Origin of the sequence: Pedobacter sp. PLR (assembly GCF_026239675.1) — a bacterium.
Taxonomy (GTDB): domain Bacteria; phylum Bacteroidota; class Bacteroidia; order Sphingobacteriales; family Sphingobacteriaceae; genus Pedobacter.
On the sequence record NZ_JAPIVQ010000001.1, the window covers coordinates 220,009 to 234,131 of the forward strand.

Genomic DNA, 14,123 nt, shown 5'->3' on the forward strand with positions numbered 1-14,123 from the left:
TACTTAAGATGAAAAAAGTAAAACTCGAAATTATCGGTTTGTCTTACAGCCAAACCCAATCAGGTGCATATGCCCTGGTTCTTGGTGAAGTAAATGGCAGAAGACGTTTACCGATTATTATCGGTGCGTTTGAAGCGCAGGCTATTGCCATAGAAATTGAGAAGATGGTCCCAAGCAGACCCCTTACTCACGACCTGTTCAAGACTTTTGCACAGACTTATCATGTACAAATCACAGAGGTATTGATTTACAACCTGGTAGAGGGTGTATTTTTTGCCAAACTCATTTGCACTGATGGAGAAACCATCCAGGAAATTGATGCCAGAACATCTGATGCCATTGCATTGGCCGTTCGTTTCAATGCCACCATCTATACCTATGAATTTATCCTTTCTTCGGCCGGTATTGTCATTGAAGGTAATGACTTCCTCTTCTTAGAAAACATGGAAAACATTCCAAAAGAACACAGTTCTGAAGACATGAGCACCAGCATCCCTGGTTCAAATTACTCGTCACTTAGTACGGAAGAGCTCAATCAGAAACTTCAGGAGGCCATTGCCGAAGAAGCGTATGAGAAAGCCGCAAGGATCCGTGACGAAATAAACAAAAGAAATTCCGCATAACTAACTATCAATATTATTTTAAATATCTTACCTCAATTTAGATGATCTATTCAAAATAGTTCTATCTTGAAGTATAAATTCAAAAAAAACTAAATTATTATTATGAATGTTAAGTTGCGCTTAACTCTGATGAATTTTTTACAATTCTTTATCTGGGGGTCATGGCTTATTACTATTGGCGTGTATTGGTTCCAGAATAAAGGGTGGTCAGGTGCAGAGTTCGGAGTGATCTTCTCGACCATGGGAATTTCTTCTATTTTCATGCCTGCACTTGCCGGAATTATCTGTGATCGTTTTATCAATGCGGAAAAATTATACGGAACATTTCATATTCTTGGTGCATGTGTACTGTTTTGCCTGCCAATGGTGACTAACCCCGGAACATTTTTCTGGGTGATCCTGCTTAACATGATCTTTTACATGCCCACGCTCTCGCTATCGATTACCGTTGCCTATACTGCACTAAAAAATGCCAAACAAGATGTTGTAAAAGACTACCCTCCGATCAGAATCTGGGGAACAATTGGTTTTATTGCGGCCCTATGGGTGGTGAGTTTAACCGGAAATGAAGCTTCATCCAACCAGTTTTACATCGCCTCAGGCGTTTCTCTGGCTTTAGGTATCTATGCCTTTACCCTACCGAAATGTCCGCCATTGTCTAACAAAGTGGAAAGTAAATCTTTTGTAGATGCCTTAGGACTAAGAGCTTTCACCTTATTCAAGCAAAAGAAATTTGCTGTATTCTTTTTATTCTCTATGTTTTTAGGTGCGGCATTACAGCTCACCAATGCGTATGGAGACACTTTCTTACACGATTTCAAGGAAAACCCGGAATTCACAAACCTGCTTGCAGTAAAGTATCCGGCAATTATCATGTCGATTTCTCAAATTTCTGAAACCCTATTTATTCTGGCGATTCCCTTTTTCTTAAGGAAATTCGGCATTAAATACGTGATGTTGTTCAGCATGCTGGCCTGGGTACTGAGATTTGGTCTTTTTGCCTTTGGCGATCCTGCCGGCGGATTATGGATGATCATTATGTCTTGTATCGTATACGGAATGGCTTTCGACTTCTTTAATATCTCCGGTTCTTTATTCGTAGAGACCCAGATTGACGAGAAAATCAGAGGAAGTGCACAAGGCTTATTCATGATGATGGTCAACGGATTTGGTGCTTTATTTGGAAGTTTCACCAGCGGACTCATCATTGAACACTTCTTCACGGGAGCAAATCAAAGTAAAGACTGGCATGGCATCTGGTTAACCTTTGCAGCTTATACGCTGGTATTGGCAATCACCTTCCCTTTCATCTTCAAATACAAACACAACAAAGCGGAATTAAATGCGATTAATGCATTGAACCATTAAAAACCAACCGAACCAACCAACAACCTACTTACTATTATGTCTGGTAAATACCGTAAAGAAAAGGACTGCTTAAACTGCGGTCATGAAGTAGAAGCTCATTTTTGCTCCTGGTGCGGACAAGAAAACATCGTTGTTAAAGAAGATGCACTACATATGGTAGTGCATGCCGTATCCGATTATTTTCATTTCGAATCTAAGTTTTTTGGCACCATCAAACCTCTATTATTTCAACCTGGCGTATTGACACAAAAATATGTGGAGGGTAAAAGGGCTTCCTATTTACACCCCATTAAACTGTATATCTTTATCAGTATTGTTTTCTTTCTGGTCGCCCTTGGTGGTAAGGACGAACCAGATATAGAAATTAAAAAGGATACGCCTGCGCTAAAAAAAGACACGACCACAAAGCAGGTCGACCCGGCTAAAATAAAAGGAGAATCGATTGATTTTTATGGGCCAAACATTGTTGAGACCATTAAAAAAAATAAAGACCGGGCTAAAAAACGCGCGAAAAAAGCTAACAAAGGTCATCATGTTTCTGCACTCGGTGAGGTACTGGACAGTACGATCGAGGCTTATGAGAAAAGACAACTCAATTTACCAGCCGGGAAACGTGATAACTTTGTCATGGCTGCACTTCAGAAAAAGAACATCAAGTTAAATCAAACCAATGAGTCAGTAGAAAAGTTTGAGGACGGTCTCTTGCACAATGTTCCGAAAATGATGTTTCTTTTACTTCCTCTTTTTGCACTGATCCTTAAACTTGTTTATTTTACTAAAAAGAAATACTATTTTGAGCATTTGATTTACTCCTTCCATGTTCATTCGGCCATATTTCTGATTGTCCTGATTAGTACCCTGGTCACCTGGCTTGTGGGTTATGTTTATGACATCGGTGAGCTCACGTTTGTTCTGAGCTTCTTTTGGATCAGCTGGTACATTTATAAGTCTCTACGGACTTTCTATGGCAATAGCAGGTGGATGACGATATTAAAATACTTCCTGTTGATCGTTTGTTATAGTATTGCAATGACAATCACCTTGATCTTAGGGATTGGAATATCAGCTTTTATGGTCTAGAAAAACAAGCTCATAAAAAAACCGCTTCATCAAATGATGAAGCGGTTTTTTTATGAGCTAAATGAACTAGCGTTTATCTAAAGGCACAAACTCTCTGTTCGTATGACCAACATACACCTGACGTGGGCGACCGATTGGTTCCTTGTTCTCATGCATCTCTTTCCATTGTGCAATCCATCCTGGTAAACGACCTAAAGCAAACAATACGGTAAACATATCCGTAGGGAAACCTAAGGCTCTGTAAATGATTCCAGAATAGAAATCTACGTTTGGATAAAGCTTACGTTCAACGAAGTAAGGATCGCTCAATGCTGCTTCTTCCAGTTTCTTAGCAATCTCCAATACCGGATCATTGATACCTAATTTTTCCAGGATATCATCACAAGCTTTCTTAATGATTTTTGCTCTTGGGTCAAAGTTTTTGTAAACTCTGTGCCCGAAGCCCATCATACGGAAAGGATCGTTTTTATCTTTTGCTTTGTTGATCCATTTTTCAGTATCACCACCATCTTCTTTAATGCGTTCCAGCATTTCAATTACGGCCTGATTGGCACCACCATGAAGTGGACCCCATAAAGCAGCAATACCCGCAGAAACAGAAGCGTAAAGATTACAGTCTGATGAACCTACCATTCTTACAGTCGATGCAGAGCAGTTTTGCTCATGATCAGCATGTAAAATCAATAAGGTATTCATCGCACTTACGACAACCGGATCGATATCAATTTCTTCTGTACGCTGACCGAAGATCATGTTTAAGAAATTGCTGACGTAGTCGTATTTATTTTTTGGATAGATCAGTGGGTGACCTAAAGATTTTTTATAAATGAAAGATACTATGGTTGGGAACTTAGCCAGTAATTTAATCATGGTCAGATCCATGGTTTCCGGCGAAGAGTTTGCATTTAAAGACTCGGGGTAGAAAGTCGACAATGAGCACACCAATGAAGCCAGTTGTGCCATCGGGTGAGATTTAGAAGGATAACCATCTAAAAACTTCTTCATGTCTTCGTGAATCAATGTATGACGGCTGATCGAAACCTGAAAGTCAGTTAATTGTTCTGTTGTAGGTAAGTCGCCATATATAAGCAGGTATGCTACTTCTAAAAAGGTAGATTTTTCCGCCAGTTCTTCGATAGAATAACCGCGGTATTTTAAAATCCCTTTTTCTCCGTCTAAAAAGGTAATTGCACTTTTAGTGGATCCGGTGTTTTTGTAACCAAAGTCTAAGGTAATGTGACCGGTTAAATCTCTAAGTTTCGAAATATCTATAGACTTCTCCCCTTCGGTACCGGTAATAACGGGAAATTCATAGACTTTTCCGTCAATCTTAATTTCTGCAATATCTGACATATATATATCTTAAATTTATAATAAACAAAATTAGCTAATCCAACTTGATTAGCATTTGATCAGTGCTAACAAAGCTGTTAAATAATTATTAAATGTGAGTCAAGGGTAAGTAAGAATCTGCGAAATTACTTCGCTGATTTAATTTCCTCTGTTACGCGACCACATTCCATCATTTCATCCCCGTAATATGGGTTTTGAATTTTCTTTTCAGAAGACAACCAGTCGCCGCCATCGCCTTTATTGGCCATTGGGCAATGTTGTACATAGATGGTTCCTGCTTCCACATCTGCATGTTTAAACAAGGCAATCAGGTCTGCGCTTAAAGTAGTAAAATCTTTTCTTTGGCTGGCGATATCTTTTGCTACAGCCATTTTATTTGCGGTAACAGCAGTGCTTTCGCATCCTTTCTGACTGGTTAAACTTACTTTCAATTCCGCAGCCGCTTTTTGCGCGTCTTCGAATTTAGCGTTAACCAGGGCGTCTTTTAAGACAATATAGCCGTTATAGATGGACTGTACATTGGCGTCCTTTAATTTAATGCTTGCCGGTGTTGCGGCATCAGCTACCGTTGCAGACGTAGAATCGGCGGCACTTAAAGCCACTTTCTGATTCGTGTTGCTGGTACAAGATGTAGCGACCATAATTGCTGCTACAGCGAAGTATCTTTTCATATAAGTTTCTTTGTTTTATGAATAACAGATCTATGATAAGCTGTTTTTTGGTTAAATTACAGTTTTAATTTTAAATAAATAAAAAAGCCCCTGAAAAAAACAGGGGCTTAGTGTAATTAAGTCTTTTTCAGACCTATAATTTAAAGCCATAGGCAACACGTAAAGCAACCTGGCCAGTATTTAAACCGCTCTTAGGTAAGCCTTCATATTTCACACCCAGATCCAGACCACTGCTCCAGGCATAGCCGATTGCAGGAGAATACAGAAATGAAGTACCGGAATTTTTGGTCACCCCAAAGGCCGCCCCCACTTCTCCCATCCCATATAGACCGGATCCACTTGGGTCAAAAAACACTTTCAGACCAGCTTTCAATGGGATATAACCATAATCAGGCACATCAACACCATTCTTGTTTTCACCAAGGAAATGCGTGTATCCAGTTGTAATCGGCACGGAAATTTGTTTTGAAACATCGAACTGCATTCTTGCATCGGCACCTATAGCAAAGCTATAGCCGTCTGTAGTAGGAACACCCAAATTAACACCTACACCAAGTTTCTGCGCATTCACACTCGTACTAAATAATAAAGCTACAACAGCTGCTGTCGAGGCTATAAAGGTGGTAGATTTTTTCATTTTATGATTTCGTTGATATACCAGGACCTTTACAAAAGGTATGCCATTGGAAATAATTTATACTTTAAAAAGACAAATCCTGCTGGTAAGCCGTCATTATTTTTCCATATAAATCCGCTTCATTTTGTGCGGCATCAAACCAGTGAATTTTCAGTCCATCCTTTTCCATTTTCCTGAAAAAGGTCATCTGACGCTTTGAAAACTGGCATATTGCCGTCCCCAGACGTAATTTAAGCTCCTCCATATTTAGGTTACCATCCAGATAAGCGATAATAAACTTATACTCCAAACCATAAAAAATTAAAGTCTCGCGGTCTACCCCCATTTCCAGCAGCGTTTTTACCTCTTCAATCATCCCTTCTTTAAATCTGGCTTCCATTCTGTACAGGATTTTTTGCCTGCGCAACGCGACATCAGTTTGCAGTCCGACGATAAAAGGAGTAATTGACGGCCTTTTTACCGGTCTAAAATCATGATGTTGTAAGTATTCTGCGATCTCCAGGACACGAATCAATCTCTTATGAGAAGAAAGGTCGGCATGGGCAACTACATCTTCCGGATAATTACGCAACATTTTCCTCAGCCCGTCAATATCTTTTGATAATAATTCTTCTCTTAAACTTTCATTTACCGGAATTGCGGTATACTCCTGTTCCAGTAGTATACTATGCACATACATACCTGTCCCGCCACATAAGACCGGCAATACGTTTTTAGCGGTAAGCGATTCAAAAATCCGGTAAAAATCTTCTTTAAACTCGTTTACATTATATTTCTCTCCGGCATCTTTGATATTGATCAGATGATAAGGAATATCTTTTCCATTGATATGGTACTCTTGCAGGTCCTTACCGGTCCCGATGTCCATATTTCTAAAAACCTGCCTGCTGTCGGCACTGATAATCTCCGCAGCAAGTGCTTCCGCCAGCTTTACTGCAAGCTGAGTTTTTCCGGAAGCCGTAGGTCCGAGTATGACCAGTAGTGGGTGATGCTCCATTTACAAGTATAAAATGTATTTTAAATTCCCTGTATTGAAAACAGGAAGATAATTCTGTGTTATTAAAAACTGTCGCTGTCTGGCTTCATCCAGGGGCTTCAACGCATCCTGCAGTGTTGCCGGCAGGCGAAGTAACGTCTTTCGGTTAAAATCCTTTAAATCCAGCCACAAGTCCAGAGGTTCCGTGGTACTGACCAGTTCAAAACCGGAAGAAGCATAGGCATTGCCCAACGACCAGTCTCTGTCTGCATAACTCATCAGGTCATTTGGCTGAACCAGGTTGATAAAATGTTTAAGCAGTTTACTAAAACCGCCAGTCACCGTAAAACCAACCTGACTGGCGAAACGCACCAATTCGTAGGAACGGTAATCAGCTGCAATGCGCGTCATCGGCCTTGCGGCACTAAATAGCGCGACTGCCACGATCTCCTCCCCAATCACCAACGCGAATTTATATTTTGTCTTTGCAGAACCTTGTAAATGATGATTTAAAAGAAACTCATCGGCCTGTACCTGATTAATGGTCATGATTTTGCCTTTACGGCCATGGAGCGTTTTATTCAGACCAAGGATGGAAGCTATTCTTCCCAATACCTGTTCCCTGCGACTGTACCAAATGTCTTCCCATAAATGAACCAGGTAGCAGTTTTGCTCCTGATAACTCCTTTGCAGGGCGATAAAATCTTCCGGACTCCCGCCATCTGTTAAGGAAACCAAATGAATGGCCACCTTTTGCTGGTCCAGAAAGACCAGCTCATTCCCCGCTGTTTCGGTAAAGACGATGCCTTTATCCGTTAATGCGGTAATAAAATCTAATTGCCAAACCGGTCTTAATCTACCCAACCCTTTTCTTTATATAATTTGAATCCCTCTGCCATGGCACTTTCTAACATCGAAAGCAGCTCAAAATCCAGTTTTTTGATGTGGAAACAAGACTTCCCCTTTAAATGCTTCAATAGCTTCAGATCAAAAGTAGTTTTCATTTCCGGTTCTACATATACCGGCATAAAATAAAAGCCAACATATCCCTTTGCGATGACCACACTGGCAAAAAACCACCCTAATCTCTTCTTACCATCAACCAGCACCTCTTTTTCGCTCCACAATTCATAAGCCGTTTCACTATTCACACGGTCATTGAAACCCACAGCCTCATAAGGTTGCATGGTGGCTCTAATCGTTTGAAAAATTTCTACAAAATCAGTTTTCATGAGTATTGGTTTTAGCGGTGTATAAATACAATAACATGATTTACAGGATATTGTTTAGGAGAAAACTAATCCAGATACCATCTTTTCACAGGATAATCCTGATCCAGGACAATGGCCTCCCCTAACATTGGCGTGGTAATTTTCAAATTCATTTCTTCTCCCTTTTTAACCGCTCTGATTACCGGCTCATTCCAGTCGTGCAAAGCCAGTGTAAATTTACCCCAATGTACCGGCAGCAGGACTTTCGCCTTTAAATCTATTGCCGCCTGAACCGTTTGCTCAGGAAACATATGGATCATTGGCCAGTAAGGATTGTACTGTCCGCATTCCAGTATTGCCAGATCGAAAGGACCATATTTATCTCCGTCTTGTTTAAAATGGGTATCATAACCGGAATCGCCGCCCAGATACAGCTTGTGTTTTGGCGTTTGCAGGATAAAAGCAGACCATAAAGATTGGTTTCTTTTAAAAAGCCTACCCGTAAAATGTCTTGCAGATCTGGCTAAAAATTTCAGTCCCACACGTTCCGTCTCTTCTCCCCAGGCCAGTTCCGTAATTTTATCCGCAGGAATTCCCCAGCGTTCCAAATGGGCACCGGCACCTAAAGAAGTGATAAAATGCTTTGTTTTATTTTTTAATCTAAGAATCGTTTGGTGATCCATGTGGTCATAATGATCGTGAGTAATCAAAACCACATCTAAAGCGGGAAAATCTTCCGGCTTTACAAAATCTGTCCCTGCGTAGTTTTTATTGCCCAAAAAAGAGAATGGCGAAGTCCGCGCAGAAAACACCGGATCTACCAGAATGTTCAAACCATCTACCTGCAGGAAGTAAGAGGAATGCCCAAACCAGATCAGTTTAACCCCGGCTATATTGGAAAAATCCGGTTTCACATGCGGAAGCGTTTTCTTAGGGGTCGAATGATCATTTCCTTTGATCATCGCCAGCAACATATCCAGATAACTTACCTCATCGGGTTTCATAGAGGTAGGTGATAAATTCTCTAATGCACCATCCTTATAATTTGGCAAAGCTTTGATCCTGTGGAGGCGTGCCCCTTCAGATAAACTGCCAAACACCGGTAAACTCATCACCCAAAAGGCAAAACCGCCGATCAGGATGACCAGCACTAACAACACATACATAAACTTCTTCATTAAAATCCCGCCTTCATTAGCTAACTTTTGGCTTCATTACTTAACATCCGAAGCCGGAACTGGCGCTGGTGGCGCTAATTTAGCCGCAAGGCCATTTCCTGCCAGCAACATCTCATTGGTAATCTCTTTGGTATATTCTGTAATCTCCGCTTTGAAATCAGCCACAGAAGCTCCTGAACGGATTTCTTCGAGGCGTTTTTCCCATTGACCGGTCAATTCTGCCTGCGCAATTTTCTGGTCTTTCACCACATCATAAACCGCAAGCCCTTTCGGTGTAGGTACTAAATTCCGCTTCTCACGGATGATATATTCTCTGTTGATCAGGGTTTCGATAATTGCTGCTCTGGTGGCCGGAGTACCCAAACCACTGTCTTTCATAGCATAACGCAACTCTTCATCTTCAATATCCTTACCCGAAGTCTCTAAAGCTTTCAAAAGAGAAGCCTCATTGTACATTGGTTTTGGCTTGGTTTGTTTCTCCATGAAGGCCTTGTTCACTACTGGCAACAACTCTCCTGCCTTCACTTTCGGCAATGCCGGATTTTCCTCATCTTTCTTTTCTTCATCAGACTCATTGAATACCGATCTCCATCCCGCAGAACGAATCACTGTACCATTGGCGATAAATACAGAACCGGATTCAACCGTTATTTTGGTGATTTCCTTCACACACTCCTGATGGAATGCTTCCAGCATACGACCAACAACCATATCATAAATGGCCTGTTTGTCGCCGCTCAACTGATAGGCAGACTCTCCGGTAGGCAGAATGGCATGGTGATCCGTAACTTTCTTCGCATTCACACTGCGCTTGTTCAGCTTGGCGGTACTCAGAAACTGGGCTTGTTTACCAAAATCTTTATGGTCTTTTAGCTTTTCAATCAGTGCAGGCACACCGGCAAATACGTCATCACCGATAAACCTACTCCCTGTACGGGGATAAGTAATCAGTTTACTCTCATATAAGCCCTGTAGCAAACTCAAAGTCTGATCGGCAGTAAATCCCTTCTTTTTATTTCCTTCCTGCTGTAAACTACTTAAATCATGCAATAGCGGAGGCGGTTCTTTTCTTGGTTTTGCTTCTACGCTGAGGATTTTTCCACCATTCGGGAAACCAGAGGCTACATCTTCAATTTTATCGAATAATTCCTGTGCTTCTTCTTTCTTGCTAAAATTGGCGATCGACATGGCTCTAAACAGCTGTCCGTCTTTATCCAACTGTATTGCCAGTTGGTAATAAGTTTGGGGCACAAAGTTTTTGATCTCAAGGAAGCGGGAGCAAATCATGGCCAATGTTGGGGTTTGTACTCGTCCCAGCGACAATACAGAGCGGTTTCCTGCGGAAATGCTCAAGGCCTGGGTCGCATTCATTCCTACCAGCCAGTCGGATTCCGACCTGCAATGTGCAGAATTGAATAAGGTATCGTAATCCGTCCCGGGTTTCAGGTTTCTAAAGCCTTCTTTGATCGCTTCATCAGTTTGCGAAGAGATCCAGAGCCTTTTAAACGGCTTTTTACATTTCAGGAAATAATAGATATAGCGGAAAATCAGTTCCCCTTCCCGCCCGGCATCCGTTGCGACAATGATCTCTGTAGCCTCGTCGAACAACATCTTGATGGTATCCAATTGTTTTCTTACCCCGGGATCTTCCACCAAACCATCTTTGGTTTTGATTTTACGGATCGCCAGTTTAAACTTTTTGGGTAACATCGGCAGGTGTTGCCTTCTCCAACCTATAAAACCATATTCCTGCGGTGGCGCCAATTGAAGTAAATGACCAAAGGCCCAGGTAAAAGAATACCCTTTTCCTTCAATGTAACCATCTTTTTTTGTCGTAGCACCGAAGACTTTAGCTAACTCACGCCCTACGGAGGGTTTTTCTGCAATTACAATCTTCATAATTATTCAAAAATATCTAAACCAATTTTAAAAGTATGACAATGTGCTTCCACAATGTCCCGGATGTTTGGGGAATATCCCCCGCCCATACTCACCTGTACGGGCAGGTTGTTGTCTTTGCAAAAGGCAAAAACCACTTTGTCCCGGGCCTTACAGCCTTCTTTTGATAAAGCCAGTTTGCCCAGCTTATCACTTTCCAGCACATCTACGCCAGACAGGTAAAACACAAAATCAGGCTGATGTTTTAACAATTCCGGAAGCGCAGCTTCCAGTTTCCTCAAAAACTGATCATCCTTTAAACCATCTTCAAGCGGAATATCGAGGTTTGAAACCTCCTTTCTAAAGGGAAAATTCTTCTCCCCGTGCATAGAAAAGGTAAATACCCGATCTTCCTTTTCAAAAATCTCTGCGGTACCATTTCCCTGATGAACATCCAAATCTATGATTAAGATGCGTTGCGACAAGCCTTTATTTAATAAGTAATTTGCGGCAATCGCCTGATCATTCAACAAACAAAAGCCTTCGCCCCAATTACTTCCGGCATGATGCGTACCACCAGCCACATTAAAGGCGATGCCATTCGACTGCGCGAAAATAGCGCCGTCAATAGTCCCCTGCGCGATGCGGAGCTCCCTTTCCAGCAATTGTCCGGTTAAAGGAAATCCGATTCGCCTTTGTGCTCTTGCTGGTAAAGTCAAATCCCTCAATTGCGCCCAATAACCAGCTTCATGTGTTAACAGTACTGATTCTTCACTGGCTGGTGCCGGCTCAAAGAGCTGTTTCCGGGTAATTACGCCCTCATGCATCAACTGCTCAGGAATCAACTCGTACTTTAACATCGGAAAACGATGGCCTTCCGGCAAAGGGTGGGCAAATAAAGGATGCCAGGCAATTCTCCCCATTTAGTTTAAAATCTCCCCCACATGTTTCTCAATATTGTTGCAGATATCATCCACAGGAAGGTCGTTCGCATCCTCTCCAAAGGGATCTTCAATCTCTTCAGCGATCAGCTCTAAACCGGCCAGAACATATAGGATAAAGGGCACAATCGGCACCACATAATAGCCTAAACTGAACACCCATCCGATGGGCAGACTGATCACATAAACAAAGATGAATTTCTTGATAAAAGCACTATAGGAATATGGAATTGGCGTTCTTCTAATTCGCTCACAACCACCACAGATATCCATAAACTTCTCAACATCTGCATTAAGTATAATTAACTGCTCATGACTGATCTTTCCGGCGACTTGTAAATCGTATACACGACCAGAAATACTGGTTGCAATCTGAATTGGAATGTGCTTTCCACCATCCACTGCAATCAGCAAACTATTCTTCCCGAAATACTGTTTTTCCCGCAGGTGTTCCTTGAGTGCAAAGGCAAATTTAGGGATGGCATATTCGAAGAATTCCTCATCTTCCTTTGCTAATCTTAAAGACTTGATTTTGATCGCAAAGTTGCGGCTGACATTAGTTAAGCCACCTAATAACCGGCGGCCTTCCCACCACCTGTCGTAGGAAGTATTCGTTCTGAACACCAATAACATGGAAATGACGAAACCCAGCAGGCTGTGCATCATACCTATGTTTTTCACGTATTGCGTCTCTGAAAGTTTCAGATAGTTCAACTCTAAAAATGCGATACCAGCAGAAAAGATCGCCACACTGACCATCAGGGCCCATAGCTTTCTAAAAACATCTGCCTGATCGATATGGAATATAAAGGTTACCCAATCCTTAGGGTTATAATTGATCATACGAGTATCTCCTTACTAATTTTTAGCATCAGCTCAGCTGTCTTAAAAACATCTTCAAAGGAATTGTATAAAGGCACCGGACTGAGGCGAATCACATTCGGTTCCCGCCAGTCGCCAAGCACATTATGCGCCACCAGTTGCTGGAATATTTCCTTCCCTTTGTCTTTTGCAATGATGGAAACCTGTGCGCCACGGTCGGCGGATTCGGTTGGGGTAATCACCTTGAATTGCTCAAAACCCAAATCCTTATTCACCTGATTTACAGCAAAAATAAGATAAGCAGTTAAAGCTTCACTCTTAACCCTTAAAACCTCCATAAAACCTGCTTTCTGAAAGATTTTCAGAGATGCGTGGTATAAAGCCATGGGCATAACCTGGGTACAGCTCACTTGCCAACCATCGGCTCCTGCCTCAGGCACAAAGCCTTTTTCCATTTTAAAACGTTGTTCTTCCTGGTAGCCCCACCAACCTGCAAAGCGATTCAGGCTTTTGTCGGAAAAGTGTTTATCGTGGACAAAAATGCCACTGATTCCACCCGGACCGGAGTTCTGGTACTTATAAGAACACCAGCAGGCAAAGTCGATATCCCAGTCGTGCAGTTTCAAAGGCACATTTCCTGCGGCATGGGCCAGATCAAAACCAACCAGTGCACCTGCTGCATGACCAGCTTTAGTGATCGCTTCCATATCGAACCACTGACCCGTAAAGTAGTTTACCCCTCCAAACAACACCAGGGCAATTTCTGCACCTTGGTCCTTTATCTGTGCAATAATATCTTCGGTACGCAAGGTGTATTCCCCTGCCCGGGGACTTACTTCAATAATGGCTTCTTTAGGATCGTAACCATGAAAACGTACCTGACTTTCTATCGCATACTGATCTGAAGGAAAAGCACCGGCTTCCATGATAATCCTGAACCGCCCTTGCTGAGGTTTATAGAAACTTACCATCAGCAGGTGAAGATTTACCGTCAGCGTATTCATCGGGCAAACCTCTAATGGACTGGCTCCAACGATGGGTGCCATCAATGATTTCAATTCTTTATGATAGAACATCCAGGGGTCTTCTCCCTCAAACCAACCCTCTACCGCAAGGTTTTCCCAGTTGGCCATTTGCTGCTCCAGCACTTCACGTGAGGCTTTAGGTTGAAGACCTAAAGAATTACCACAGAGATATATAAATGGCTTACCATTTTGCTTTGGAAACAGAAAATCATTTCTAATATCAGCCAGTGGATCAGCAAGATCCAGCTCTTTTGCAAACGCTAAAGTGTAGTCAAAATTCATTGTCTCAAATATCAATAAAAAAGGCAAATAAATATACTTACCTGCCTATTTGTTATCCACAACCTATCCCCAATCTGA

At 41.9% G+C, this 14,123-nt stretch carries 14 protein-coding genes; 3 read left to right on the forward strand and 11 right to left on the reverse strand.

Annotated features, from left to right (window positions below; translation table 11 throughout):
• Positions 1-8: 8 nt before the first annotated feature.
• From OQX61_RS00935 to OQX61_RS00945, 3 genes are all read left to right on the forward strand, one after another.
• Positions 9-623 (forward strand): bifunctional nuclease family protein, encoded by a 615-nt coding sequence (locus tag OQX61_RS00935; RefSeq protein WP_265839761.1) that lies wholly within the window; start codon positions 9-11, stop codon positions 621-623.
• Positions 624-725: 102 nt separating this feature from the next.
• Positions 726-1,991, forward strand: a complete 1,266-nt coding sequence (locus OQX61_RS00940; protein ID WP_265839762.1) for a nucleoside permease — start codon at positions 726-728, stop codon at positions 1,989-1,991.
• Positions 1,992-2,027: 36 nt separating this feature from the next.
• Positions 2,028-3,071: a DUF3667 domain-containing protein gene (locus OQX61_RS00945; protein WP_265839763.1), complete on the forward strand. Its 1,044-nt coding sequence runs from the start codon at positions 2,028-2,030 to the stop codon at positions 3,069-3,071.
• 66 nt (positions 3,072-3,137) lie between these two features.
• Here the strand turns inward: OQX61_RS00945 and OQX61_RS00950 are convergent, their stop codons facing one another.
• The 11 genes from OQX61_RS00950 to kynU all read right to left on the reverse strand — a co-directional run bounded on the left by OQX61_RS00950 (position 3,138) and on the right by kynU (position 14,045).
• Complete coding sequence (locus tag OQX61_RS00950; protein WP_062548119.1) at positions 3,138-4,424, reverse strand: citrate synthase; 1,287 nt, start codon at positions 4,422-4,424, stop codon at positions 3,138-3,140.
• A 125-nt stretch (positions 4,425-4,549) separates the two neighbouring features.
• Complete coding sequence (locus tag OQX61_RS00955; protein ID WP_265839764.1) at positions 4,550-5,095, reverse strand: DUF3347 domain-containing protein; 546 nt, start codon at positions 5,093-5,095, stop codon at positions 4,550-4,552.
• 133 nt (positions 5,096-5,228) lie between these two features.
• On the reverse strand, positions 5,229-5,732 hold the full coding sequence (locus OQX61_RS00960; RefSeq protein WP_265839765.1) for a hypothetical protein: 504 nt from the start codon (positions 5,730-5,732) through the stop codon (positions 5,229-5,231).
• Positions 5,733-5,796: 64 nt separating this feature from the next.
• Positions 5,797-6,729, reverse strand: coding sequence for a tRNA (adenosine(37)-N6)-dimethylallyltransferase MiaA (miaA, locus tag OQX61_RS00965; protein WP_265839766.1), 933 nt, complete (start codon positions 6,727-6,729; stop codon positions 5,797-5,799).
• Positions 6,730-7,572: a hypothetical protein gene (locus tag OQX61_RS00970; RefSeq protein ID WP_265839767.1), complete on the reverse strand. Its 843-nt coding sequence runs from the start codon at positions 7,570-7,572 to the stop codon at positions 6,730-6,732.
• Positions 7,560-7,940, reverse strand: coding sequence for a hypothetical protein (locus OQX61_RS00975; protein ID WP_265839768.1), 381 nt, complete (start codon positions 7,938-7,940; stop codon positions 7,560-7,562). Before OQX61_RS00975 ends, OQX61_RS00970 begins: the two co-directional genes overlap by 13 nt.
• A gap of 65 nt (positions 7,941-8,005) precedes the next feature.
• Positions 8,006-9,097: an MBL fold metallo-hydrolase gene (locus tag OQX61_RS00980; RefSeq protein ID WP_265839769.1), complete on the reverse strand. Its 1,092-nt coding sequence runs from the start codon at positions 9,095-9,097 to the stop codon at positions 8,006-8,008.
• A 36-nt stretch (positions 9,098-9,133) separates the two neighbouring features.
• A complete protein-coding gene (gene topB, locus OQX61_RS00985; RefSeq protein ID WP_265839770.1) occupies positions 9,134-10,996 on the reverse strand; it encodes a DNA topoisomerase III in 1,863 nt (620 codons plus the stop codon).
• 2 nt (positions 10,997-10,998) lie between these two features.
• On the reverse strand, positions 10,999-11,898 hold the full coding sequence (locus tag OQX61_RS00990; RefSeq protein WP_265839771.1) for a histone deacetylase: 900 nt from the start codon (positions 11,896-11,898) through the stop codon (positions 10,999-11,001).
• Complete coding sequence (locus tag OQX61_RS00995) at positions 11,899-12,759, reverse strand: bestrophin family ion channel (protein WP_265839772.1); 861 nt, start codon at positions 12,757-12,759, stop codon at positions 11,899-11,901.
• Positions 12,756-14,045, reverse strand: a complete 1,290-nt coding sequence (gene kynU, locus OQX61_RS01000; protein WP_265839773.1) for a kynureninase — start codon at positions 14,043-14,045, stop codon at positions 12,756-12,758. The genes OQX61_RS00995 and kynU overlap by 4 nt, the downstream gene beginning before the upstream one ends.
• Positions 14,046-14,123: the final 78 nt, after the last annotated feature.

Excerpts from the sequence above, each read along its gene's own strand:
- OQX61_RS00995 (WP_265839772.1), bottom strand. The coding sequence starts at position 12,759 with ATGATCAATTATAACCCTAAGGATTGGGTAACCTTTATATTCCATATC.
- OQX61_RS00945 (WP_265839763.1), top strand. The coding sequence starts at position 2,028 with ATGTCTGGTAAATACCGTAAAGAAAAGGACTGCTTAAACTGCGGTCAT.
- OQX61_RS00940 (WP_265839762.1), top strand. The coding sequence starts at position 726 with ATGAATGTTAAGTTGCGCTTAACTCTGATGAATTTTTTACAATTCTTT.
- OQX61_RS00955 (WP_265839764.1), bottom strand. The coding sequence starts at position 5,095 with ATGAAAAGATACTTCGCTGTAGCAGCAATTATGGTCGCTACATCTTGT.
- kynU (WP_265839773.1), bottom strand. The coding sequence starts at position 14,045 with ATGAATTTTGACTACACTTTAGCGTTTGCAAAAGAGCTGGATCTTGCT.
- miaA (WP_265839766.1), bottom strand. The coding sequence starts at position 6,729 with ATGGAGCATCACCCACTACTGGTCATACTCGGACCTACGGCTTCCGGA.
- OQX61_RS00960 (WP_265839765.1), bottom strand. The coding sequence starts at position 5,732 with ATGAAAAAATCTACCACCTTTATAGCCTCGACAGCAGCTGTTGTAGCT.
- topB (WP_265839770.1), bottom strand. The coding sequence starts at position 10,996 with ATGAAGATTGTAATTGCAGAAAAACCCTCCGTAGGGCGTGAGTTAGCT.
- OQX61_RS00935 (WP_265839761.1), top strand. The coding sequence starts at position 9 with ATGAAAAAAGTAAAACTCGAAATTATCGGTTTGTCTTACAGCCAAACC.
- OQX61_RS00975 (WP_265839768.1), bottom strand. The coding sequence starts at position 7,940 with ATGAAAACTGATTTTGTAGAAATTTTTCAAACGATTAGAGCCACCATG.
- OQX61_RS00950 (WP_062548119.1), bottom strand. The coding sequence starts at position 4,424 with ATGTCAGATATTGCAGAAATTAAGATTGACGGAAAAGTCTATGAATTT.
- OQX61_RS00980 (WP_265839769.1), bottom strand. The coding sequence starts at position 9,097 with ATGAAGAAGTTTATGTATGTGTTGTTAGTGCTGGTCATCCTGATCGGC.
- OQX61_RS00990 (WP_265839771.1), bottom strand. The coding sequence starts at position 11,898 with ATGGGGAGAATTGCCTGGCATCCTTTATTTGCCCACCCTTTGCCGGAA.